Source organism: Nocardioides sp. NPDC057772, from assembly GCF_042798075.1.
GTDB lineage: Bacteria > Actinomycetota > Actinomycetes > Propionibacteriales > Nocardioidaceae > Nocardioides.
Genome location: NZ_JBHVKN010000074.1, coordinates 1 through 22,331, shown reverse-complemented (window position 1 = coordinate 22,331; position 22,331 = coordinate 1). Strand labels below are relative to the sequence as shown.

Genomic DNA, 22,331 nt, shown 5'->3' with positions numbered 1-22,331 from the left:
GGTGCGTGCGGCGCTCCGCAGGACATGCCCTAGCGCTCGTCCTGAGCTCTGACGTAGACCTCGCGGACCAGCATCAGCACGGCTGCTGCCGTCGGGATCGCCAGCAGCGCACCGACGACGCCGAGGAGCGAGGCACCGATGAGGGCCGCGATCACGGTGACGACGCCGGGGATGTCGACCGAGCGGGACATCACCCGCGGGTAGACGACGTAGTTCTCGAACTGCTGGTAGGCGATGTAGAAGACGACCGCGATCAGCCCCGTCTTCAGGTCGGTCGTCGCGAACGTGATCGCGCAGACGATGACCGCGCCGATGGTTGCCCCGATCATCGGGATCACGTCGGTGATCATCACCACGAAGGCCAGGGCCACCGCGTATTCGCCCATCCCGATGACGAAGAGCAGCACCAGCGTCGAGAGCCCCGCGCACAGCGCGACGATGAAGGCGCCGGAGACGTAGCCGCCGATGCCGTCGAAGACCCGGTCGCCGAGCTTGCTGACCCGGTCGCGGCGCGAGGCCGGGGCGAGACGGTAGAGCGCGTTCTTCGTCTGGTCGTAGGCCGCGATGAAGTAGAGCGTCAGCACGATCACGATGAACGCCGTGACGAGCACGTTGATCACCGCCAGGCCCACGCCGAGCGCGCCACCGAAGGCGCTGCTGACGAAGTCGCCGCTGGCGACGTACTCCTGCACCTTGTCGAGGATCTGGTAGTCCTCGTTGAGCTGCTGGATGCGCCGGTTGCGTTGGAGCTCCTCGATCCAGTCGGGGACGTTGGCCGAGATCTTGGCGACCTGGTCGCTGATCACCGGCACCAGCGCCACGAAGAAGAGCACGAGCGCGCCCAGCACCCCGAGGATGACGGTGAGGACCGCCCACGGCCGCGGGAAGCCCCGCTTCTGCAGGAAGACCACCATCGGGTTGATCCCGGCTGCGATGAAGAGCGAGACCACCACCTGGAGGATCACGCTCCCCATCGTGGTGAGGAGGTTGCCCGCCGCGTAGGCGGTCAGCAGGCCGAGGCCGAGGAGCAGCCCGAAGAGGTAGGGCGAGTTGCGGTCGAACGGCGGTCCGGGCTTGCCGAACCGCTTGTCGCGCTCGCTCTCCTCCTCGGGCCGTTGCTCCTCGACGTCGATCGCGGCCTCGCTGTCGACCGCCGGATCCTCGGGCGAGCCGCTCCGGGCAGGCGTCGAGTCAGGACCGCCCGTGGGACGGTCGGCAGCGGCCGCGTTCACCGGCTCTCGGACTTCGCAGTCTCGGGCTCTCGGATCGCGGTCTTCTCCGAGGGCTCGTCGTAGTCGTCGTAGTCGTCGGAGAGATCCTCGTCGTCGACCAGGGTGACGCTCTCGTCGACAACGAGCTCGCCGTCGACGATGTCCTCCTCCTCGGTGCGCGGCTTCGGCGCCTCGAGCTCGGCCGGGTCCTCGGTCTTGCCGAACCCAGAGACCAGGTCGGTGAGCGAGGAGAGCTGAGCGGCGATGGCGTCGCGGCGCTTGGTGAGACGGTCGACCTCGGCCTTGATGATCGCGAGGCCCTTCTCGGCCTCGACGGTCGCGGTGGAGGCGAGGTGGTCGGCCTCGGCACGAGCCTTGGACAGGATCGCCTCGGCGTCGCGGCGGGCGCGCGCGATGATCCCCTCCGACTCCTTGGCCAGCTCGGCGCGCTGGTCGGCGACGTGCTGGGCGGCGATCCGGGCCCGCTCCTCGGCGTCGGCGGCGCGGGTCTCACCCTCGGTCACGATGCGAGCGGTCTCGGCCATCGCCTGGTCGTGGTGGTCGGCGGCCTCGCGGGCGAGACGCTCGCGCTCGACGGCGAGCATCCGCCGGGCCTCCTGCACCTCGCGGTCGGCGCCGGCGCGGGCCTTCTCGACCTCGCGCTGGGTCGAGGTACGCAGCTGGGTGACCTCCTGCTGCACGGCGAGCCGGATCTGGTCGGCCTCACGCTTGGCGGCGGCGAGCAGCTCGTCGCTCTCGGCCTGCACCATCGAGCGGGCCTGCTGGAGCTCCGAGGTCACCTTCTCGCGGTGGTCGTCGATCTCCTTGTAGTGCGTCGTACGCAGCGACTCGATGTCACGCTGGGCGGACGCCTTGGTCGCGGCGGCCTCGCGCTGGGCGGCCTCACGGATGACCGCGGCCTCCTTCTCGGCGGACTCCTTGACGGCCGCGGCCTCCTCCTCCGCCAGCCGGAGCATCGCGCTCGCGCGGCCACCGAGCGAGGCGTAGGAGGGGGCCTCGTTGCTCTGCGCCGCGGCGGCCTTGAGGTCGCTGACCTTGCGCTCGAGCTCGGCGATACGCCGCTGCGCGTTGCGCAGGGCCGACTGGCCCTGACCGTTGGCCTGGAGAAGCTGCTGGACCCGGGCGTTCACGGTGCCGGGGTCGTAACCACCACGTCGCACGACCGGGAAGGCTGGGAGCGAGCCAGGCGCCGGTGGTGGGGAGTTGTGGCCTGAGTTGGGCGAGCCGGATGCACCGGGGACCCGGGGGAGGACCTGTGTCTCGGTCGAGTCCTGCTCGGGGTTCTTCCGAGGCTCTGAAGCCTCGTTGAAGATGGACAGTCCCTCATTCGTCATTTGTGGCGGATTCCTCACACTTAGGTCGTCTACGAGCTGCCTCTGCTCCCAAAGGGCAAGACTACGGCCGGTCGCCCCTCGCGCAAGGGGAGACCGGCCGTGAATCCAGTCTCAACCGGGATCTATTTACTGAGACTACGAGTCTCAGATTCCGCGGAACAGGTTGATCTTGTCGATGTGGGCCGCGCGCTTCTCCTCGTCGAGGACGCCGAGACCCTCCTCGGGGGCCAGGCAGAGCACGCCGACCTTGCCCTGGTGCTTGTTGTGGTGCACGTCGAGCGAGGCCTGGCCGACCTCCTCCAGGGTGTAGGTCTTCGACAGGGTCGGGTGGATCTTGCCCTGGGCGATGAGGCGGTTGGCCTCCCACGACTCGCGGTAGTTGGCGAAGTGGCTGGAGATGATCCGCTTGAGGTTCATCCACAGGTAGCGGTTGTCGTACTCGTGCATGTAGCCCGAGGTCGAGGCGCAGGTGGTGATGGTGCCGCCCTTGCGGGTCACGAACACCGAGGCGCCGAAGGTCTCGCGGCCCGGGTGCTCGAAGACGATGTCGATGTCCTCGCCGCCGGTGAGCTCGCGGATGGCCTTGCCCAGGCGCAGCCACTCCTTCGGGTTCTGCTGGGTGCCGTCCTCGTTCCAGAACTTGAAGTCCATCTCCGAGCGGTTGATGACCATCTCGGCGCCCATGTTGCGCACGATCTTGGCCTTCTCCTCGTTGGAGACCACGCAGACCGGGTTGGCGCCGCCGTTGAGGGCGTACTGCGTCGCGAAGCCACCGAGACCGCCGGAGGCGCCCCAGATCAGGACGTTGTCGCCCTGCTTCATGTTGCCGCCGTTGGCGGAGACGAGCTGGCGGTAGGCGGTGCAGTTGACCAGACCGGGGGAGGCGGCCTCCTCCCAGGTGAGGTGCTCGGGCTTCGGCATCAACTGGTTGGCCTTGACCATCGCGATGTCGGCGAGACCGCCGAAGTTGGTCTCGAAGCCCCAGATGCGCTGGGAGGGGTCCATCATCGTGTCGTCGTGGCCGTCGGGGGCCTCGAGCTCGACCGAGAGGCAGTGGGCCACGACGCGGTCGCCCGGCTTCCACTTGGTCACGCCCGCGCCGACCTTCAGCACGACGCCGGACAGGTCGGAGCCGACGATGTGGTAGGGCAGGTTGTGGCGGGCGCCGAGCTCGGACTCCTTGCCGTAGCGCTCCAGGAACCCGAAGGTGGAGACCGGCTCGAAGATCGAGGTCCACACGGTGTTGTAGTTGATCGCCGAGGCCATCACCGCGACGAACGCCTCGCCCGGGCCGAGCTCGGGGAGGGCGACGTCCTCGACGTGGAGGGACTTGCGGGGGTCCTTCTCCTTGGTCGCGACGCCCTCGAACATGTCGACCTCGTCCTTGTGGACGGTGGCGGCACGGTAGTGGTCGGGGATCTCGAGGTTCGCAAACTCCTCGCCGGGGGTGTCACCGGCAAGGATCGCGTCGAGGATTTTCTGCATGGTCGGCTCCTGCGTCGTCGTAGGGGTCGCGGTTGAGGCTATTTCGCTGGACATTACTGGTGAGTAACCGTTAACGCCAGCCTGATGTGACACATGACTCTTGGATCGTTCACGTGCCGTGGTGGCGTCAGTGGGCCGGGTTCGCGGCCGGCTCGACGAGCTCGACCAGGACGCCGCCGGCGTCCTTGGGGTGGATGAAGTTGATCCGGGAGTCGGCGGTGCCGCGCCGCGGTGCGTCGTAGAGGAGGCGTACGCCGCGCTCCCGGAGGATCGCGGAGACCTGCTCCACGTCGGTGACCCGGTAGGCCAGCTGCTGCATGCCCGGGCCGTTGCGGTCGAGGAACTTGGCGATGGTGCTGCTCTCGTTGAGCGGGGCGAGCAGCTGCAGCTTGTTGTCGGAGTCGCCGATGGCGATCATCGCCTCCTCGACGCCCTGCTCCTCGTTGGTCTCCCGGTGCGCGAGCTTCATGCCGAAGGTCTTCTCGTAGAAGTCGATCGCCGCGTCCAGATCGGCGACCGCGAGGCCGACGTGGTCGATCTGGGTGAACAGGTGGGGTGGGATCTCGACGGATGTCATGGGCCTACTCTCCTTCAGGTCGGGCCCAGGGGGCACAATGTGTGATGACAGCCACACCATGCTGCTGTCATCTCTCTTCCCACTGAGGTTACTAATAAGTAACCTCAGTGGCAGATCAGCACCACCAACATTCTTGGAGGACCCATGTCCAACGTCATCGTCGCCGGGGCACGTACGCCGATCGGCCGCCTCCTCGGCGGGCTCAAGAGCCTGTCCGCAGCCGATCTGGGCGGCGTCGCCATCAAGGGCGCCCTGGAGAAGGCAGGCGTCTCGCCCGACCAGGTCGACTACCTGATCATGGGCCAGGTCATCCAGGCCGGCGCCGGTCAGAACCCGGCGCGCGCGGCCGGCATCGCCGGCGGGCTGCCGATGAACATCCCGTCGATCACCATCAACAAGGTGTGCCTCTCCGGCCTCAACACCATCGCCATGGCCGACCAGCTGATCCGCGCGGGCGAGGCGGAGATCATCGTCGCGGGCGGCATGGAGTCGATGACCAACGCGCCGCACCTGCTGCCGAAGTCCCGCGAGGGCTTCAAGTACGGCGACACCACCCTGGTGGACTCGATGGCCTACGACGCGCTCTACGACCAGCTCACCCAGCAGGCCATGGGCGGGCTCACCGAGCAGGTCAACGCCGAGGGTGTGAAGCTCACCCGCGAGGAGCAGGACGCGTTCGCCGCGACCTCCCACCAGCGTGCCGCCGCAGCCCAGAAGAACGGCGTCTTCGACGACGAGATCGTCCCGGTGACGATCCCGCAGCGCAAGGGCGAGCCGATCGTCATCAGCGCCGACGAGGGCGTGCGCGGCGACACCACCGTCGAGTCGCTGGCCAAGCTCCGTCCGGCGTTCTCCAAGGAGGGCACCATCACCGCCGGCTCCGCCTCGCAGATCTCCGACGGCGCCGCTGCCGTCGTGGTGATGAGCAAGGAGAAGGCCGAGGAGCTCGGCCTGGAGTGGCTGGCCGAGATCGGCGCCCACGGCATGGTCGCCGGCCCGGACTCCTCGCTGCAGCTGCAGCCGGCCAACGCCACGGCCAAGGCCCTGGAGAAGGAGGGCATCACCGCCGCCGACCTCGACCTGGTCGAGTTCAACGAGGCGTTCGCGGCCGTCGGCATCGAGTCCACCAAGAAGCTCGGCCTCGACCCGGAGATCGTCAACGTCAACGGCGGCGCGATCGCGCTCGGCCACCCCGTCGGCATGTCCGGCACGCGCGTCGTCCTCCACCTGGCGCACGAGCTCAAGCGCCGCGGCGGTGGCACCGGTGCGGCGGCGCTGTGCGGCGGTGGCGGTCAGGGTGACGCCCTGATCGTGCGTGTGCCCAAGGCGTGAGCCATCGGTGATGTGAGCGACCTGGTCGCGCGCGCCCGGGGCGGTGAGCCCCGGGCGGTCGCGCGGCTGGTGTCGTACGTCGAGAACGCCCCCGTCGGTGGGGGAGAACGGCTCCGCGAGGTGATGGCGGCGCTCGCCCCGCACGGCGGGCACGCCCAGATCGTGGGGCTCACCGGTGCGCCGGGGGTCGGGAAGTCGACGACCACCTCCGCACTGGTCCGCGAGCTGCGCTCCGCGGGGCGCACGGTGGCGGTGCTGGCCGTCGACCCGTCCTCTCCGTTCTCCGGTGGTGCCCTGCTGGGTGACCGGATCCGGATGACCGACCACGCCACCGACCCCGGCGTCTTCATCCGCTCGATGGCCTCCCGGGGCCACCTCGGTGGGCTGGCCTGGTCGGCCCCGCAGGCCATCCGCGTGCTCGATGCCGCCGGCTTCGACGTGGTGCTGGTCGAGACCGTCGGCGTCGGCCAGTCCGAGGTGGAGATCGCCGGCCTCGCCGACACGACCGTGGTCCTGCTCGCCCCCGGGATGGGCGACGGTATCCAGGCGGCGAAGGCCGGGATCCTGGAGATCGGCGACCTCTACGTCGTCAACAAGGCCGACCGGGAAGGGGCGACCAAGGTCCAGCGCGACCTGCGCGGGATGCTGCGTCTCTCCGACCGCCCCGAGGGCGCCTGGACGCCGCCGGTCCTCACCGCCGTGGCCCAGTCCGGCAAGGGGCTGGCCGACGTGGTCGCCGCGCTCGACGAGCATCGGGCCTGGCTCGGGTCCAGCGGCACGCTGCTGGCGCGGCGTACGCGTCGGGCGCGGGCCGAGATCGAGGCCATCGCCGTCGAGACACTCCGGGCGAGATGGGCGACCGTCGGGTCGTCGAGCGACCTGGACGCCCTCGCGGAGAAGGTCGTCACGGGCGAGAAGGACCCGTACGCCGCCGCGGACACGCTCCTCGCCGAATAGCCCTGTCACCGGGCTTTCGGCGGGAGTTGTCCCGGCGTACGGCTTGTTCTGTCGACTCCGGCTCCGCGGAGTCACTATCGTTGCCGGTGTGAACCTCTTCGGTGTCGACATCTCCAAGCACCTTCTGCGAGACGAAGGTGAGGTCGTCGTCGACGAGGTCACCCATCACTGGGTGTCCTACATCAGGCCGGTGGCCGAGGCGATCCTCGGCCTGGCGCTGATGATCGTCGCGGCGACGATCGACATGAACGTCGCCTGGATCATCGTGCTGCTCGCCTTCGCGCTGGTCGGTCACGCGTTCTGGCGGTCGCTGGTGGTCAGCCGGGACCGGTTCGTGGTCACCAACATGCGCATCTTCCGCGTCCACGGCGTGCTCTCGAGCGAGCTGGCGACCATGCCGCTGTCGCGAGTCCTCGACATCACCGTGAAGCAGTCGTTCACCGGCCAGATCTTCAACTACGGCCACTTCGTCTTCGAGTCGGCCGCCCAGGAGCAGGGGCTCAACAACATCTACTTCGTCGGTCGGCCCAACGAGCGTGACCTGACGATCCAGCGCGTCGTCCAGCGTGCGGGCCTCCGTGGCAGTGTCGGGTAGACCGTCCTCTTAGGATTGACCGCATGACGCAGCAGCCGTTCTCCCGTCCCGGAGCTGTCGACCTCTCCGGGCTCGCCAGCACCAGCCCCGCTCAGGACACCCCCTTCGGCGGTCCGGCCGATGCGGCTCCCGCCCAGGGGCGGAGCGCCGGCTCCTACACCGTCGAGGTCGACGAGCAGATCTTCCAGTCCGTGCTCGAGGCGTCGATGACCGCGCCGGTCGTGCTGGTCTTCTACTCCGCTTCCCGTGCCCCCGAGAGCGTCACCTACGCGCGTGACGTGTCGACGGTCGTGGAGGAGTACGACGGCCGGTTCCTGGTCGGCCTGGTCGACATCGACAAGAACTTGCAGATCGCGCAGGCGCTGCAGGTGCCCCAGGTGCCGCTGCTCTACATCCTGCTCGACGGCCGACCGGTCACCCAGCCGATCCCGGGCGCGCTCAAGCTCGACGAGCTGCGCACGGTCTTCCAGCAGCTCGGTCAGCAGCTCACCACCCAGGGCATCGGCGGGCGACACAAGCCCAACGCCATCGGCGGCGGTGCGGCGGAGGAGGGCGCCGAGCCGGCGCTCGACCCGCGCTACGCCCCGGCCCAGGACGCGCTGGAGCGCGGTGACATCGACGCCGCCGTGGCCGAGTACGAGAAGCTGATCGCCTCCAACCCCGCCGACTCCGAGGCCGCCGCGGGCCTGGCGATGGCCAAGGTCCTGCAGCGTACGCAGGGGGTCGACCTCAACGCCGCTCGTGCCGCGGCCGCGGCCGCGCCCGAGGACGTCGACGCGCAGACCCTCGTCGCCGACCTGGACCTGCTCGGTGGCCACGTGGAGGACTCCTTCCTCCGGTTGGTCGAGCTGGTGCGGCGTACGTCGGGCGACGACCGCAACAAGGCGCGCGAGCACCTGCTGGGGCTTTTCGCCGCGGTCGGCAACGACGACGAGCGAGTGCTCAAGGGTCGTCAGTCGCTGGCCTCCGCGCTGTTCTGATCTCGACCGTTCCGGGCCGCTAGCGCCGCGAGCACCGCGGTGACCGCAGGTGAGGCGGCCATGGTGCGCCGGTGCAGCGCGAGGATCTCGCGGGTGGGGACCGGGTCGACGACGCGTACGGCGATCAGGTCCTCGCCCAGCTCCGCGCGTCCCAGGCGCGGGACGAGCGCGATCCCGAGGCCGGCCCGCACCAGCGCCAGATGGCTGTCGAACTCCATTGAGACGTGCGCGATCCGCGGTAGCCGACCGGTGCCGGCGTACATCCGGTTCAGCCACTGCCGGCAGATCGTGCCCTCCGGCGTCGCGATCCAGTCCTCGGCGACGAGGTCGTGCGGGGTCACCTTGGCGAGCTGGGCGAGCGGGTGGTCGCGATGGGCGATCACGTCGGCGACGTCGCGGTGGAGCTCGGTGGTGACGAGGTGGTCGGGGATGGAGAGCGGCACGTCGCCCCAGGAGTGCACGACGCCGATCTCGCTGTGACCGGTCGCGACCAGGTCGACGGTGTCCCACGGCTCCCGCTCGGAGAGGGTGAGGACGAGGTCGGGATGGGCGGTGCGGAGCTCGCCCGCGACCGGCGCGATCAGCCCGCGCATCGCCGTGGAGAACGCGGTCAGCCGCAGCCGCCCGGCCACGGTCGTGGCCTGCTCGTGCAGCCCGGACTCCAGCGACTCCATGTCGGCGAGCAGCCGGGAGCCCTCGTCGACCAGGTGGCGGCCCGCGTGGGTGAGCATGACGCCGCGCCCGATCCGCTCGAGGAGAGGTACGCCGACCTGCCGCTCGAGCCGCTTGACCTGCTGCGACACGGCGCTGGGTGTGAACCCCAGGGCGTCGGCGGCCGCCACCACCGAGCCGTGGGTGTCGACGGCGCGGAGGGCGACGAGCGCGGAGAGGTCGATCATGAAGCGATGCTACGTCATTCGTTGAAGAATCATTCGCTGGTGCTTCATGATCTTTGCCTTCATCCTGGTGGATGTGACTCGTCGTGACTCGCTGCTCGCCGTCCTCGTCGCCGTCCTGTGGGGCTTCAACTTCGTCGTCATCGACTGGGGCCTCGAGACGCGTGACGGGCATGCGGTGCCGCCGCTGCTGCTGCTCGCGGTGCGGTTCGTGCTGGTCGCGTTCCCGGCGGTCTTCCTGCTCCCGCGGCCGAAGGCGTCCTGGCGGGTGGTCGCGGCGGTCGGGGTCTTCATGAGTCTCGGCCAGTTCGGGCTGCTCTACACCGGCATGGCCGCCGGGATGCCACCCGGCCTCGCCGGGCTGGTGCTCCAGGCGCAGGTCGTGCTGACCATCGTCATCGCGGCCGGCGTGCTGCGTGAGCGGCCGAGCCTTCTGCAGGTCGTCGGGGTCGTCGCCGGTGCCGTCGGGCTGCTCGTGGTCGCGCTGGGCCGAGGCGGGCACGTACCCGTCGTGGCGCTCGTGCTGTGCTTGCTCGCCGCGCTGTCCTGGGCGATCGGCAACGTGATCTCCCGGGCGGCCAAGGTGCCCGGCGGGCTCTCCCTGACGGTCTGGTCAGCGCTGGTCGTGCCCGTCCCGCTGCTGCTGCTCTCGCTGGTGATCGACGGGCCCGAGGGCGTACTCGACGGGGTGGCCGCCTTCGGCTGGGAGGCGCTCGTCTCCACGGCCTACACGGTGGTGCTCGCCTCGTTCGTCGGCTACGGGATCTTCAACTCGCTGCTGGCGCGGCACCCGGCGTCGTCGGTGGTGCCGTGGATCCTGCTGGTGCCGCCGGTCGCCATCGGCTCCGCGTGGCTGCTGCTGGGTGAGGTGCCGAGTGCCGGCGAGCTCGCCGGCGGCGCTCTGCTGGTGCTCGGGGCGCTCGTCGCCCAGGGAGTGCTACGCCCGCCCCGACTCGGTGTAGGCCGGACCGCCGCCCAGCGCGGCAAGGGCGGCCTCGACCCGGCGCGCGGTGAAGTCGGCCGCCCGCTCGCGGACCTCGTCGAGGGTGCAGAACGCCACTGAGCGGATCTCGCGAGGCTGAAGGGTGGTCCGCTCGACGATCGAGGACGGGTGGACACCACCGTCGAAGACCAGGCAGACGGCGTCGTCCCAGCCACCCCACGGAGGCAGCCAGTCGGTGAGCAGCAGGTCGCCGGCAGGGAGCACGAGGGCGAGCTCCTCCTCGATCTCGCGGGTGGTCGCCAGCTTCGGTGACTCACCGACCTCGACGATGCCGCCGGGGAGGTCCCAGTCCTTCTTGTAGGTCAGCTGGCACATCAGCACGCGGTCGTCGGGGTCGCGCACCAGCATCTGGCCGATCGCGCGCTTGCGCGGGAGGAAGGAGTTGAGCAACGCCCGGAAGCCCTCGGGGGCCTCGACCGGCGCGTCGCTGGCCACCCGGGCGTAGAGCATCCGGTCCTTGCCGCCCGTCACGCCTCGGAGCAGGCCCTCGCGGTGGAGCCCTGCCCAGGTCGCGGTGCGCTGCTCGACGGTGTCGTCCGGGTCGACCAGCGCCTCCACCCGATGGTGGGTGAGCAGCGCGGCGGCCACCTCGCGGCGTACGACATCGACGGCCTCGCCCGCGGCCCATTCGATCCGGGCAACACCCTCCGCCACCGTCGTCGTCTCTGGCTCGCTCACGCGACCACCCTAGTGTCACAACCTGACGGTTGTCGGTGTCTGGACGGTGACGAGATGCTCCGACCCCACGAGGAGGGCGACGATGCCCAGCACGTTCAGGATCCCGAAGGCAGATCTGACCGGTCTCTACGGTGCCGTGGTGAGGCGGGTGAGCAGGAAGATGTACGGCGAGGTCCCCGACGTCGGCTATGTCTACTTCCACCACAAGCCGGTGCTGCGCGCGGTGATGGGGTTCGAGAGGAAGGTCGGGAAGTGGGACGCGCTCGACCCGACGTACAAGTCACTTGCCGAGATGGCGGCGGCGAGCACGATCGGGTGCAGCTGGTGCCTCGACTTCGGCTACTACCTCGCCCGCAACGAGAACCTCGACCTGGAGAAGATCAGCCAGGTTCAGGTGTGGCGGACCTCCGACGTCTTCGACGAGACGGAGCGACAGGTGATCGAGTACGCCGAAGCGATGTCGTCCACGCCGCTGACCGTCACCGACGAGATGGTCTCGACCCTGATCGACAAGCTCGGCACCGAGGCGGTCGTGGAGCTGACCCAGATGATCGCACTGGAGAACATGCGCTCGCGGTTCAACTCGGCCGCCGGCCTGCAGAGCCAGGGCTACTCCGACGTGTGCGAGATCCCGCTGGCGCCGGCGTCGGTAGGGTCGGACGCATGAGCGAGTCCCACCGGGTGGGCGCGGATGCCGCGACCGAGGCCTTCGTCGCCCATCGCAACCTCCTCTTCACCGTCGCCTACGAGATGCTCGGCTCCGCCGCCGATGCCGAGGACGTGCTGCAGGAGACCTGGCTGCGGTGGGCCGACGTGCCGCTGGAGGAGGTGCGCGACCAGCGCGCCTACCTGGTGCGGATCACGACCCGGCTCGCCCTCAACCGCATCCGGACGCTGTCGCGCCGCAAGGAGACGTACGTCGGTCCGTGGCTGCCCGAGCCGCTGCTGACCTCGCCGGACGTCGCCGAGGACGCCGAGCTCGCCGACTCGCTCTCGACCGCGGTGCTGCTGGTGCTCGAGACGCTCTCGCCGACCGAGCGGGCGGTCTTCGTGCTGCGCGAGGTCTTCGCGCTGGGCTACGACGAGATCGCGGCCGCGGTCGACAAGTCGCCTGCGGCGGTGCGGCAGATCGCCCACCGGGCACGCGCCCACGTCGCCGAGCGTCGCCCGCGGGAGTCGGTCTCGGCGGCCGAGGCGCGCCACGCGCTGGAGCGGTTCCGGGACGCCGCGACCGGCGGCGACCTGCAGTCGCTGCTGGACGTGCTGGCGCCGGACGTCGTGCTCTTCTCCGACGGTGGCGGTGTGGTGCAGGCGGCCCGCAAGCCGATCCACGGCGCCGAGAAGGTGCTGCGGTTCTTCGCGGGGCTGGCGACGAAGTACGGCGTTCCCAGGTTCGAGATGGCCAGCGTCAACAGCGCTCCCGGGATGCTGCTCTACTTCGGCGAGGAGGTCGACGGCGTCGTCACCCTGCACGTCGAGGACGGCCTGGTCACCGGGCTCTACTACGTCCGCAACCCGTCCAAGCTCAGCGGCGTCGTCGAACAGGTCCATCTGGAACGCTGACGTAGGTGGGGAGCCGTTCGCTGCGCGCTGTGCTGGTCACGCTCTGCGTGACCGTCACGGCGGCGTACGGCGTCCTCTACTACGCCTTCACCGTGCTGCAGCCACGGATCGTCGAGGCCACCGGATGGTCGGCGGCCGCGATCACCACCGCCTTCTCCGCCGGCACGCTCGTGGGGGCGGTCGCGGGCATCCCCGTCGGGCGGGTCATCCAGCGCTTCGGACCGCGCTGGGTGATGGCCGGCGCCAGCCTGCTGGGGACGCTGGCCCTGCTGGTGGTCGCTGCTGCACCTTCGTACTGGATCTTCGCCCTCGGATGGCTGCTGGTCGGGCTCTCGAGCGCCGGGACCTTCTACCCGCCGGCGTTCGCGGCGCTGACGCAGTGGTTCGGGTCGCGGCGGGTGGATGCGATCACGACGCTCACCCTCGCCGGTGGGTTCGCCTCGACGATCTTCGCGCCGCTCACCGATGCGCTGGCGGGGTGGGTGGAGTGGCGGTGGACGTACGTGATCCTGGCCGGTGCCTTCGTGCTGCTGACGTTCGTGCCGAGCATCGTGGTCCTCGATCTGGCGTGGGAGACGACCGGAGCGAGGTCGAGCGGCGAGCTTGCTCGTCCGCTCGTGCCGAGCGAGGGAGTGACCGCGCGCAGCGCGGAGCCGGCTGCTCCGGTCGAGGACGGTCGTCCGGTGCGGGACCGAGAGGTGCTGCAGAGCCGTCGGTTCGTCCTGCTCACGCTGGCGGGCACGCTGGTCACGATGGTCGTGTTCGCCTCGATCGTGCACCTGGTGCCGTTCCTCGTCGAGCACGGACTGAGCGCGACCACGGCCGCCTGGGCGCTCGGGCTCGGCGGCGCGGGTCAGGTCGCCGGTCGCGCTTTCTATCCGCTGCTGGCGCGACGCTTCGGCGTCCGGGCCCGGATGATCGGGGGCGTGCTGTGGTTCGCGGCGTCCGTCGCGCTGCTGCCATTGCTGCCCGCGGTGGGCTGGGTGATGATCCTCGTTTCGGTGCTCACCGGGACCGCTCGCGGGCTCTACACGCTCATCTCGGCCACGGTTGTCAGTGACGTGTGGGGGCCGGAGAGGTACGCGGCGCTCAACGGGGTCTACTCGGCGCCTGCGGGGGTTGCGGGCGCGCTTGCTCCGGCGTTGGGGGCTGGGGTTGCTTCTGCTCTGGGTGGGTACGACGCGTTGTACTGGGTTCTGGCTGGGGGTGTTTTGGTGGCTGGGGGGCTTGCTGGGGTTGCGCTTGGGGTGAGGGAGGCGCGGTGACTCTTCTTTGTGGCCGGTGTGGGCCGCCGACCTTTCCTTGAGGGTGTTCTCGCCGGACCCGGAGTCAAGGACGGCCTTCGGCCGCCGGCTTCGCCGGCCGCTTTCGCGGTCCTTGACACCGGGGTCCGGCGAGAAAAAACTTGGCTGGCTATCGGGGCGGCGGCCCGGGTGTGGCGCAGCAGAAGAGGGTCGTTCGCTGACCGCAAAAGTGGTGTTTGACCTGGGAAAATAGGTTCTCGCAGGGGTGGTTCTCGGGTAGAACTAGGGCCATCGCAGCACACCTCTGAGAGGGAGGATCGTGATGAGTCTCGGGCGCGAGATCGACCACTGGGGCATCAACCCCGGCGACCTGGTCGACGCTGCCCTGACCTCGATCGAATCCTCCGTTCAAGACTTGCTCGCGAGTGATCCCGTCTATTGGCGGACCGGGCAGAAGAAGGACCTCCTCGAGAGGTTGGAGAAGCTGCAGGCCCAGCAGGCCGCGTTGAAGCTCCGGGTCCTCGCGTCGGCTGATGACATCGCCGAAGAGACCGGTGCCCAAGACGCCTCGGGGTGATTGCGGACCGAGCTGCTGGTCGATAAGGCGGTCGCGCGGTCCCAGATCAAACTCGCGGCTGGGGTGGCGAAGTACGACCGTGTCGCAGAGGGTCTGGCCGAGGGGGTGGTGTCCCAGGACAAAGCGCGGGTGATCACCAAGGCCCTGGATGCGATCGAGACCGATCCCGCCGCCAGCGGCGAAGACCTGGTCCTGGCGGAGAAGCTGCTGGTGGACTACGCCACCCGGTTGACGGCGAACGAGTTGAAGATCGTCGGGCAGCGGATCCTGGTCGAGATCGACCCGGAACGGTTCGAGGCCGCTGAAGCCAAGGCGCTTCAGCGTGAGGAAGAACGGGCTGCGCGGCGCACGTTCTTCTCCTCCCGCGACAACGGGGACGGGACCGTCGACATCCACGCCCGGGTGTCTCGTGCGGTCGGTGTCCGGTTGCGCACGATCTTGGACTCCCTGGCGCAGCCACGGAAGCTCTCGGCTCAGGACAGGGGCGTCAAGGCGCCCTATGACCGGTTGCTGGGTCAGGCGTTCGCCTGGGTGGTCGAGACCTACGACGTCGACCAGCTCCCGCGTCACGGCGGCCACGCGACCACGGCGTTCATCACCATGACCCTCGATCAGCTCCGTGCCGACCTCGGCACCGCCGCGTTGGGGTTCGACGGGGATCAGATCACCGCCGCCGAGGCCCGCCGGATGGCGTGCAACGCCGACCTCGTCCCAGTGGTGTTGGGCACCGACTCCGAGATCCTCGACTTCGGCCGGACCGCGCGGTTGGCTCATCCGATTCAACACCGCGCACTTCGGCTACGCGACAAGTGCTGCCAAGCCGAAGACTGTGACGCCCCGGCGGCCTGGACTGAGGCACATCATCTGAAACCCTGGTCCGAAGGCGGCCGCACCGACCTCGAAAACATGGTCCTCCTGTGTGGCAGTGACCATCGACGGATCCACGACCCCAACTACGGATACGAGCGCCTGCCGGACGGTCGGATCCGGTTCACCCGACGTACCTGAGGTACTGAGGGCATTGGCTCGTCCCTTGTGAAGCATTCACAAGGTGTCATCGTCTAGTAAAAGCCCGACGAGACACGTCTGCCTGCCCAGAGCAATGGCCACGGCTCCCAAGCCCGTACCGAAGTTCGTCGAGAACACCCTGCGTAACGGGTCGGCGACCACCAGCCTCCGAGCCGACATCAAACGAACCCCCGCGGAAAAACCCGAACGGCGTCTCGGTGCCCCACCCCGCAGGACACCGAGACGCCTACGGACTCACTGACCGAAGACCTGCAGCTCAGCAGCGTGGACGATCGTCCCTCGGTCCGACCCGGTCTTGCAGTCGGTCGTGGTGGTCGGGTCGGCGTCCTGCTCACCGGCGTAGCCGTCGTAGCCCGTGCACTGGTTCTCCAGCGCCACCAGACGAACCGCGGCAGCGGCGGTGTCGGGGACGTCGAAGGAACGCAGGTTGAGGTTGGGGGCGACCGGCCTCGGGCGCTTTCCGGGGAAGGCGTCGTCGGCCGAGGTGTAGAAGCGCTTCCAGGTCGCACCGGCGGTGTTGCAGGCGGAGACGCAGGCCTCCAGCGCGAACTTTCGCAGGGCGGTGAAGCGCGAGCCCGAGTCGGCATCCGTCTCGGTGGCGGGGGAGAGGTAGGCGCTCACGTTCACCCGGGTCACCGTGTGCGTGCCGCCGGCCAGGTCGACGGCGATCGACGGCATGGTCTCGTCGACGTTGCCCTCGGTCACCCCGCCCCAGTTGGTGCCCTCCGTACCGTCGATCAACGCGTCCGGGTTGCGGGAGCCCTCGGTCGAGGCGATCACCGTCGCTCCCTTGGCGGCCGCGGCGAGGTTGGTGCTCGACGCGAAGGAGACCGTCTTGGTGACCTCCGCCGGAGAGATCGTGACGGTCTTGCGCTGGGCGCCCCCGGTCTTGGTGACGTAGAGGAACTCGTACGTCCCTGGGACGAAGTGCGCCACCGACCCCGTCGCGGTGTCGACCAGGGTGTCCGCGATGGGCGTGGCCCGGGCCTCGAAGCGGCCGACGTACACCTTCCCCGGCGTGCCGGAGGGCGCGCTGAAGGTGACCTTGACGTTGCGCGAGGCCGGTGAGGCGAAGCTCGGGGTCGGCTCGTGGTCGTCGGCGGTCGTGGTGGCGTAACGGCCCATGCCGCGCCGGGCGAACGCGTCCGCGATCACCTGGCGGTTGGCACCGCCGAAGCGCATCTGGTCGGCGGCGAGGAAGGCGTCGCGGGCGTCGAGCATGGAGGTCGCGCCCTGCTGGAGCAGGAACGAGTCGAAGACCAGCTGGATCCAGCGGCGGTTGCCGGGGCACTTGTCGGCGGCGAGCGGCGAGGCCGTCATGGTCCCGACCGAGCAGCGCCGCTGCAGGGCCTTGTCGGCGTAGGGGTAGGTCGCGTTGTACTTGTCGACCAACGCCTGACGCACCGACCACATCGTGCCGTTCCAGATCTCGCCGTCGGCGTGAACCTGAGGTCCGGTGCTGTCGTAGCCCACGTCGGAGAAGTTGAGCGGGTTCCTGTCGATCGCGAAGTTACGGATCGCGGTGTCGGTGTTGCCGGTGGCGTAGGAGCCGACGGCCCACGGGCTGCCGCCGTTGTAGAGGTCGTGGGCGAACATGTGCTCGGCCGCGGCCAGGTCGCTCCAGGACTCACCCATCGCGCCGCCCTGCTCCGAGGTCAGCCCGTCGTCGGGGCCGCCGACCATCCGGTTCGAGATGGCGTGGGTGTATTCGTGGCCCACGATCCCGAAGTCGAGCGAGCCGTCGGTGCAGGGTGCGTAGAAGGCGCCGGCGGCAGGCTGGAAGAGGTACTGGTTGGTGATGCCCGGCACCCCGTCCATCAGGGTGAGCTGGTTGGCGTTGTTGCGGCCGGTCAGTATGCCCGTCTGCTCGATGACCTGCGAGTCGAGCGCCGCGGCCTGGGCGTTGCCGACCTCGGCATCGCCGCCGCGTCCGCCACGGGCGAGGTTGTCGGTCTGCAGGTTGTAGTTCTCCTCGGTGAAGCCGAGGAAGTAGGACCAGTCGTGCATCCGGTTGTGGCTGGCGAAGAGATTGCCGACCACGTAGTTCACGTCGTTGCCGCCGGGGACCAGCGTGGTCGGCGAGCACTTGGAGTTGTTCCACGCGTCGGTGAAGGTGCCGGAGTAGTCACGCACCGGTGAGACCGGGGCCTGCGCAAGGCCGACCGGTCCGATCGGCGAGAGCCAGCCCTCGTGGGTGTTGGCGTTGTTGCCGATCGTGGTCAGGCTCGGCACGCCGACGGTCGTGTTGAGCAGCGTGTCCCACGGGCCGGCGTTGGCCAGGCTCTTCAGCTCGGGACCGGTGCACTCGGCGACCTTGGTCCAGCAGGCGATCACGTCGTTGGTCGGAACCGCGTCGCCGCCGGTCGAGGCGGCGTCGGGGGTGCCTGGGAAGTAGGACCAGCGCGGGTTGCTGCCCGGCAGATCACCGGTCTCCGCGCCGGCGTCGGAGGACGCAACCGTCACCGTGTAGCTGCCCACCAGGAGCGAGTCGTCGAAGGGGCAGACCTGGACCGCGTACGTCCCGGGGTCGATCTTCTCGGCCGTGTAGGTTGCCGTCTCGGGGCTGGTGAGCAGGTCACCCTCCACGAGCAGCCGCCCGTCGGGGGCGAAGAGCTTCACCGTGAAGTCGTCCGTGGGCAGGCCGACGGCGACCGCGGCGATCGTGCGCGTCTTGTCGTCGGTGATCTCGAAGGTGTGCTTGGGGCCGCAGGCGCCCAGCGCGGTGCCCGTGAACGGGCCCTCGACGTCGTTCTCGTGGTCGACGTTGTCGTGGCGCCACAGCACCTCGCCGGTGACCGCGTCGACCAGCACCGTCTGCCCCAGCAGGGTGGCGGCGGCGGAGTCGACGACGGTGGCCTGGAAGACGGGGCGTACGCCCTCACCGGGGACCGGGAACGCCCGCAGCCGCACCAGCTGCTCGGTCGCCAGGCCGGGCACGGACAGCTTCGTCCAGTCGGTCAGCTTCGCGGCCGCGTCGGTGACGATCTCGCCGACCTTCGAGGCGGCGACCGGGCGTCCGGCCGAGGCCGCCGCCTTCAGCCACGCCTCGGTCGGGCTGAGCTCGGCCTTCGCCGGGGTGCCGGTCACCTTCGACAGCGAGGAGGAGACATAGGTGATGTCACCGTCGGCGACGCCGACGGTGACCAGGCCCTCGGTGGCTGCCGGCAGGCCGTCGTAGGTCTGTCGGAAGAGCACCGCATGGCCGCCGCCCCCGGCCAGCTTCTGGTCGCTGACCAGCTCGAGGTCGTCCAGCTGGGCGGCGGTGAGTCCGAAGACGGCCGCGTTGTCGGCGAGGAAGCCCCGGGCGGCGGCGACGGGATCCGAGGAGCCGGCCGCGGCCAGCACGCCGTCGTCAGTGATCAGCGAGGTCGGAGTCCCGTGGGCGTTCCAGCGGATGTCGACGGCGTCCAGGGCCTTGGCCGCGGACTCCTGGGTCGAGGTGGGCAGTACGCGGTCGCGTACGTCCAGGCCGGCATCGGCCTCGTGACCGAGAAGCCCGCCGGAGCGAGCCACGTCGGCCGTGGTGTTGGCAGTGTCATCAGTAGTGGAGAGCGCGGCACCCGAGACCGGCGTCGCCAGTACGAATGCGCCGAGGGCGAGGCTCAGCGCGGCACCGAGGATCACCCGGTTGCGACTGGAACGTGTTTCGGTCATATGGGCCAAACGTCCCTTTACCGGCTCGCGTTACGGGATACACGCAACGTCTGTACCGCGTACCGGCACACACGAGGTGCAGGTCACCCGATAGTGTTCCGGACACATGTAACCGCCTTCACAGACAGGGGAGCGCCACGATGGGTGACTTCGTCAACCTCACCGTCGAGGATGGCATCGGCACGATCCGTCTCGACCGGCCGAAGATGAACGCGATCAGCTTCCAGGTGCAGGCCGAGCTGCTCGAGGTCGCGACCGAGGCGGCGGCCGACGATGACGTACGCGCGGTGGTCGTCTACGGCGGCGAGAAGCTCTTCGCCGCCGGCAACGACGTCAAGGAGATGGCCGGCCTCACCTACTCCGAGATGGCCAAGCGGGTCGCGGGCGTGCAGGCCGCGGTGACGGCGGTCGCGGAGATTCCCAAGCCGGTGGTCGCCGCGGTGACCGGCTATGCGCTCGGGGGCGGTTGCGAGCTGGCGCTCGCGGCCGACTTCCGGATCGCCGCCGATGACGCCACCTTCGGCCAGCCGGAGGTGCTGCTCGGCATCATCCCGGGTGCCGGTGGCACCCAGCGGCTGGCGCGGCTGGTCGGGCCGTCCAAGGCCAAGGATCTGATCTTCTCGGGCCGCTTCGTCAAGGCTGACGAGGCGCTTGCAATCGGCTTGGCCGACCGGCTCGTGCCGGCGGCCTCGGTCTATGAGGAGGCGCTCGCGTGGGCGAGCCAGTTCACGAAGGCGGCCCCGTACGCTCTGGCGGCGGCGAAGACGGCGATCGACAAGGGGCTCGGAGTGGACCTCGCCACCGGGCTCGCCATCGAGCAGCAGCAGTTCGCCGGCGTGTTCGCGACGCAGGACTCCCAGACCGGGATGGCATCGTTCCTGGAGAACGGCCCCGGCAAAGCAACCTTCGAAGGGAAGTGAACCCCGTGTCCGACACCAAGACGTCTTCCGGTCCGGGTGTGGTCCACACCGTGCGGTCCTACGCCTCCAGGGTGGTCTGGGTGATCGCGCTGATCGCCGCGCTCGCGCTGGCTATCGGGGCCCTGTTGATCGCTCTCAAGGCCAACCAGGCCAACTCACTGGTCGACTTCGTGCTCAACGCCGCCGACACCGCCGACCTCGGCCTGTTCTCGCGGGAGAACGGCATCAAGCAGTTCGGGGGCGAGGACGCGGAGATCAAGAACGCCCTGTTCAACTGGGGACTCGGCGCGCTGGCCTGGCTGATCGTCGGCCGGATCGTGGCCGGGTTCATCAGGCCCTGAGACCATGTGACATTCTCAACGCGTAGGCACCTGTCGTCGCTATGTGACTGACGGGTAACATCGCTGGCGAACTACGACCATTCCAGGAGGGGCCGGCAAGGCCGCACCACCATGAACATTGTTGTGCTTGTGAAGTACGTGCCGGACGCGACCGCGGACCGGCAGTTCGAGGACGACTTCACCGTCGACCGCGTGAACGTCGACGGTCTGCTCTCCGAGCTCGATGAGTACGCGGTTGAGCAGTCGTTGCAGATCAAGGAGAAGCGTGACGGCGAGGAGATCACCGTCACCGCTCTGACCGTCGGTCCGGAGGCGGCCGAGGCTGCGGTCCGCAAGGCGCTGCAGATGGGCGCCGACAAGGGCATCCACATCGTCGACGACGCGATCGCCGGCTCCGACGCCATCGCCACCTCCCTGGTGCTCGCCAAGGCGATCGAGAAGCTCGGCGCCGAGACGAAGGTCGACCTCGTGGTCGGCGGTCTGGCCTCGACCGACGCCGGTATGAGCGTCGTCCCGGCGATGCTGGCCGAGCGCCTCGGTCTGCCGCAGGTCACCCTGGCCTCGGTCGTCGAGACCCAGGGCGACCAGGTCCGGATCAAGCGTGACGGCGACGTCGCCACCGAGGTCATCGGCGGCACCCTGCCGCTGGTCCTCTCGGTCACCGACCAGTCCGGCGAGGCCCGCTACCCGTCCTTCAAGGGCATCATGGCGGCCAAGAAGAAGCCGCTGGAGACCTGGTCGCTGGCCGACCTCGGTGTCGACGCCTCCCAGGTCGGTCTCGGCGCCGCCTACACCGCGGTCGAGGAGACGGCGGCCCGCCCGCCGCGCACCGCCGGCGAGATCGTCACCGACGAGGACGGCTCGGGCGCGAAGGCGCTGGCCGAGTTCCTCGCGTCCAAGAAGTTCATCTGAGGCCGAGAAGGGATATCTGAATCATGGCTGAAGTTCTCGTTCTCATCGACCACGTGAATGGTCAGGTCAAGAAGCCGACCTACGAGCTGCTCACCCTGGCCGCCAAGCTCGGCGAGCCGTCCGCGGTCTACATCGGTGGCGCCGACGGTGCCGCCGGTGCCGCGGAGGCCGTCAAGGGCTACGGCGCCGAGAAGGTCTACGTCATCGACGACGCCCAGATCAAGGGTTACCTGGTCGCCCCGAAGGCCGAGGCGCTCGCGCAGCTGGCCGGTTCCGCCTCCCCGGCCGCGATCCTGCTGCCCTCCTCCGCGGAGAACAAGGAGGTCGCCGCCCGCCTGGCGATCAAGCTCGACTCCGGTCTGATCACCGACGCCGTCGACCTCGACGAGTCCGGTGCGGCGACCCAGTCCGTCTTCGCCGGCAACTACACCGTCAAGGGCAAGGTCACCAAGGGCACCCCGATCATCACGGTCAAGCCCAACTCGGCCGCTCCGGTCGAGAAGGCCGGCGCTGCCGTGGTCACCCCGTTCGACGTGACCATCTCCGACGCCGCCAAGACCGCGCAGATCGTCGCCTCCCAGCCGCGCAAGGCCTCTGGCCGTCCCGAGCTCACCGAGGCCGCGATCGTGGTCTCCGGTGGTCGTGGCACCGGCGGCGACTTCTCCGCCGTCGAGGGTCTCGCCGACGCCCTGGGTGCCGCCGTCGGCGCCTCGCGTGCCGCGGTCGACTCGGGCTGGATGCCGCACACCTTCCAGGTCGGCCAGACCGGTAAGACCGTCTCTCCGCAGCTCTACGTGGCCAACGGCATCTCCGGCGCGATCCAGCACCGTGCCGGTATGCAGACCTCGAAGACCATCGTCGCGGTCAACAAGGACGAGGAGGCGCCGATCTTCGAGCTCGTCGACTTCGGCGTGGTGGGCGATCTCCACACCGTCCTCCCGGCCGTCACCGAGGCTGTGAAGGCCGCCAAGGGCTGATCAAGGTGTGACGTACATCCCGAAAACCCGCCTCCGAGCACGGCT

20 protein-coding genes and 1 pseudogene are annotated in these 22,331 nt (G+C 69.2%); 14 read left to right on the top strand and 7 right to left on the bottom strand.

What is annotated here, in order from left to right:
- Positions 1 to 29: 29 nt before the first annotated feature.
- The 4 genes from ACFVJS_RS14285 to mce all read right to left on the bottom strand — a co-directional run bounded on the left by ACFVJS_RS14285 (position 30) and on the right by mce (position 4,628).
- On the bottom strand, positions 30 to 1,232 hold the full coding sequence (locus ACFVJS_RS14285; protein WP_378881154.1) for an AI-2E family transporter: 1,203 nt from the start codon (positions 1,230 to 1,232) through the stop codon (positions 30 to 32).
- On the bottom strand, positions 1,229 to 2,566 hold the full coding sequence (locus ACFVJS_RS14280; protein ID WP_378881151.1) for a hypothetical protein: 1,338 nt from the start codon (positions 2,564 to 2,566) through the stop codon (positions 1,229 to 1,231). Before ACFVJS_RS14280 ends, ACFVJS_RS14285 begins: the two co-directional genes overlap by 4 nt.
- Before the next feature lie 144 nt (positions 2,567 to 2,710).
- Positions 2,711 to 4,051 carry a crotonyl-CoA carboxylase/reductase gene (ccrA, locus tag ACFVJS_RS14275; protein ID WP_378881145.1) on the bottom strand — a complete coding sequence of 447 codons (1,341 nt, stop codon included), beginning with the start codon at positions 4,049 to 4,051 and terminating at the stop codon, positions 2,711 to 2,713.
- A 127-nt stretch (positions 4,052 to 4,178) separates the two neighbouring features.
- Positions 4,179 to 4,628 (bottom strand): methylmalonyl-CoA epimerase, encoded by a 450-nt coding sequence (mce, locus tag ACFVJS_RS14270; protein WP_378881142.1) that lies wholly within the window; start codon positions 4,626 to 4,628, stop codon positions 4,179 to 4,181.
- Between the two features lie 144 nt (positions 4,629 to 4,772).
- On the opposite strand from mce, the gene ACFVJS_RS14265 reads away from it, so the two are divergent.
- The 4 genes from ACFVJS_RS14265 (at position 4,773) to ACFVJS_RS14250 (ending at position 8,492) form a co-directional block, all read left to right on the top strand.
- On the top strand, positions 4,773 to 5,960 hold the full coding sequence (locus ACFVJS_RS14265) for an acetyl-CoA C-acetyltransferase (RefSeq protein WP_378881139.1): 1,188 nt from the start codon (positions 4,773 to 4,775) through the stop codon (positions 5,958 to 5,960).
- 12 nt (positions 5,961 to 5,972) lie between these two features.
- Positions 5,973 to 6,917, top strand: a complete 945-nt coding sequence (meaB, locus tag ACFVJS_RS14260) for a methylmalonyl Co-A mutase-associated GTPase MeaB (RefSeq protein WP_378881136.1) — start codon at positions 5,973 to 5,975, stop codon at positions 6,915 to 6,917.
- An 88-nt stretch (positions 6,918 to 7,005) separates the two neighbouring features.
- Positions 7,006 to 7,512 carry a PH domain-containing protein gene (locus ACFVJS_RS14255; protein ID WP_378881129.1) on the top strand — a complete coding sequence of 169 codons (507 nt, stop codon included), beginning with the start codon at positions 7,006 to 7,008 and terminating at the stop codon, positions 7,510 to 7,512.
- 23 nt (positions 7,513 to 7,535) lie between these two features.
- Complete coding sequence (locus tag ACFVJS_RS14250; RefSeq protein ID WP_378881127.1) at positions 7,536 to 8,492, top strand: co-chaperone YbbN; 957 nt, start codon at positions 7,536 to 7,538, stop codon at positions 8,490 to 8,492.
- On the opposite strand, the gene ACFVJS_RS14245 is transcribed toward ACFVJS_RS14250, so the two are convergent.
- Complete coding sequence (locus ACFVJS_RS14245; protein ID WP_378881124.1) at positions 8,465 to 9,391, bottom strand: LysR family transcriptional regulator; 927 nt, start codon at positions 9,389 to 9,391, stop codon at positions 8,465 to 8,467. The two genes, ACFVJS_RS14250 and ACFVJS_RS14245, sit on opposite strands and share 28 nt — an antisense overlap.
- 46 nt (positions 9,392 to 9,437) lie before the next feature.
- On the opposite strand from ACFVJS_RS14245, the pseudogene ACFVJS_RS14240 reads away from it, so the two are divergent.
- Positions 9,438 to 10,301 (top strand): annotated as a pseudogene (locus ACFVJS_RS14240) (EamA family transporter); the annotation flags it as partial.
- Between the two features lie 24 nt (positions 10,302 to 10,325).
- Here the strand turns inward: ACFVJS_RS14240 and ACFVJS_RS14235 are convergent.
- On the bottom strand, positions 10,326 to 11,069 hold the full coding sequence (locus ACFVJS_RS14235) for an NUDIX domain-containing protein (protein WP_378881121.1): 744 nt from the start codon (positions 11,067 to 11,069) through the stop codon (positions 10,326 to 10,328).
- 82 nt (positions 11,070 to 11,151) lie between these two features.
- Here ACFVJS_RS14235 and ACFVJS_RS14230 point away from each other — a divergent pair, with 82 nt between their 5' ends.
- From ACFVJS_RS14230 to ACFVJS_RS14210, 5 genes are all read left to right on the top strand, one after another.
- A complete protein-coding gene (locus ACFVJS_RS14230) occupies positions 11,152 to 11,736 on the top strand; it encodes a carboxymuconolactone decarboxylase family protein (RefSeq protein ID WP_378881118.1) in 585 nt (194 codons plus the stop codon).
- On the top strand, positions 11,733 to 12,632 hold the full coding sequence (locus tag ACFVJS_RS14225; RefSeq protein WP_378881115.1) for an RNA polymerase sigma-70 factor: 900 nt from the start codon (positions 11,733 to 11,735) through the stop codon (positions 12,630 to 12,632). The genes ACFVJS_RS14230 and ACFVJS_RS14225 overlap by 4 nt, the downstream gene beginning before the upstream one ends.
- A gap of 5 nt (positions 12,633 to 12,637) precedes the next feature.
- Positions 12,638 to 13,897, top strand: coding sequence for an MFS transporter (locus ACFVJS_RS14220; RefSeq protein WP_378881112.1), 1,260 nt, complete (start codon positions 12,638 to 12,640; stop codon positions 13,895 to 13,897).
- 301 nt (positions 13,898 to 14,198) lie between these two features.
- Positions 14,199 to 14,453 carry a hypothetical protein gene (locus ACFVJS_RS14215; RefSeq protein ID WP_378881110.1) on the top strand — a complete coding sequence of 85 codons (255 nt, stop codon included), beginning with the start codon at positions 14,199 to 14,201 and terminating at the stop codon, positions 14,451 to 14,453.
- Positions 14,454 to 15,461 (top strand): DUF222 domain-containing protein, encoded by a 1,008-nt coding sequence (locus ACFVJS_RS14210; RefSeq protein WP_378881107.1) that lies wholly within the window; start codon positions 14,454 to 14,456, stop codon positions 15,459 to 15,461. It begins immediately after the preceding gene.
- Between the two features lie 255 nt (positions 15,462 to 15,716).
- Here the strand turns inward: ACFVJS_RS14210 and ACFVJS_RS14205 are convergent, their stop codons facing one another.
- Complete coding sequence (locus ACFVJS_RS14205; RefSeq protein ID WP_378881105.1) at positions 15,717 to 19,136, bottom strand: M36 family metallopeptidase; 3,420 nt, start codon at positions 19,134 to 19,136, stop codon at positions 15,717 to 15,719.
- A 140-nt stretch (positions 19,137 to 19,276) separates the two neighbouring features.
- On the opposite strand from ACFVJS_RS14205, the gene ACFVJS_RS14200 reads away from it, so the two are divergent.
- From ACFVJS_RS14200 to ACFVJS_RS14185, 4 genes are all read left to right on the top strand, one after another.
- The gene (locus tag ACFVJS_RS14200) at positions 19,277 to 20,056 is read left to right on the top strand and encodes an enoyl-CoA hydratase/isomerase family protein (RefSeq protein WP_378881102.1); all 780 of its coding nucleotides are present in this window, start codon (positions 19,277 to 19,279) and stop codon (positions 20,054 to 20,056) included.
- 5 nt (positions 20,057 to 20,061) lie between these two features.
- The gene (locus ACFVJS_RS14195; RefSeq protein WP_378881099.1) at positions 20,062 to 20,397 is read left to right on the top strand and encodes a hypothetical protein; all 336 of its coding nucleotides are present in this window, start codon (positions 20,062 to 20,064) and stop codon (positions 20,395 to 20,397) included.
- A gap of 111 nt (positions 20,398 to 20,508) precedes the next feature.
- Positions 20,509 to 21,309: an electron transfer flavoprotein subunit beta/FixA family protein gene (locus ACFVJS_RS14190; protein WP_378881097.1), complete on the top strand. Its 801-nt coding sequence runs from the start codon at positions 20,509 to 20,511 to the stop codon at positions 21,307 to 21,309.
- 23 nt (positions 21,310 to 21,332) lie between these two features.
- The gene (locus ACFVJS_RS14185; RefSeq protein WP_378881094.1) at positions 21,333 to 22,286 is read left to right on the top strand and encodes an electron transfer flavoprotein subunit alpha/FixB family protein; all 954 of its coding nucleotides are present in this window, start codon (positions 21,333 to 21,335) and stop codon (positions 22,284 to 22,286) included.
- The last annotated feature ends 45 nt before the right edge of the window (positions 22,287 to 22,331 follow it).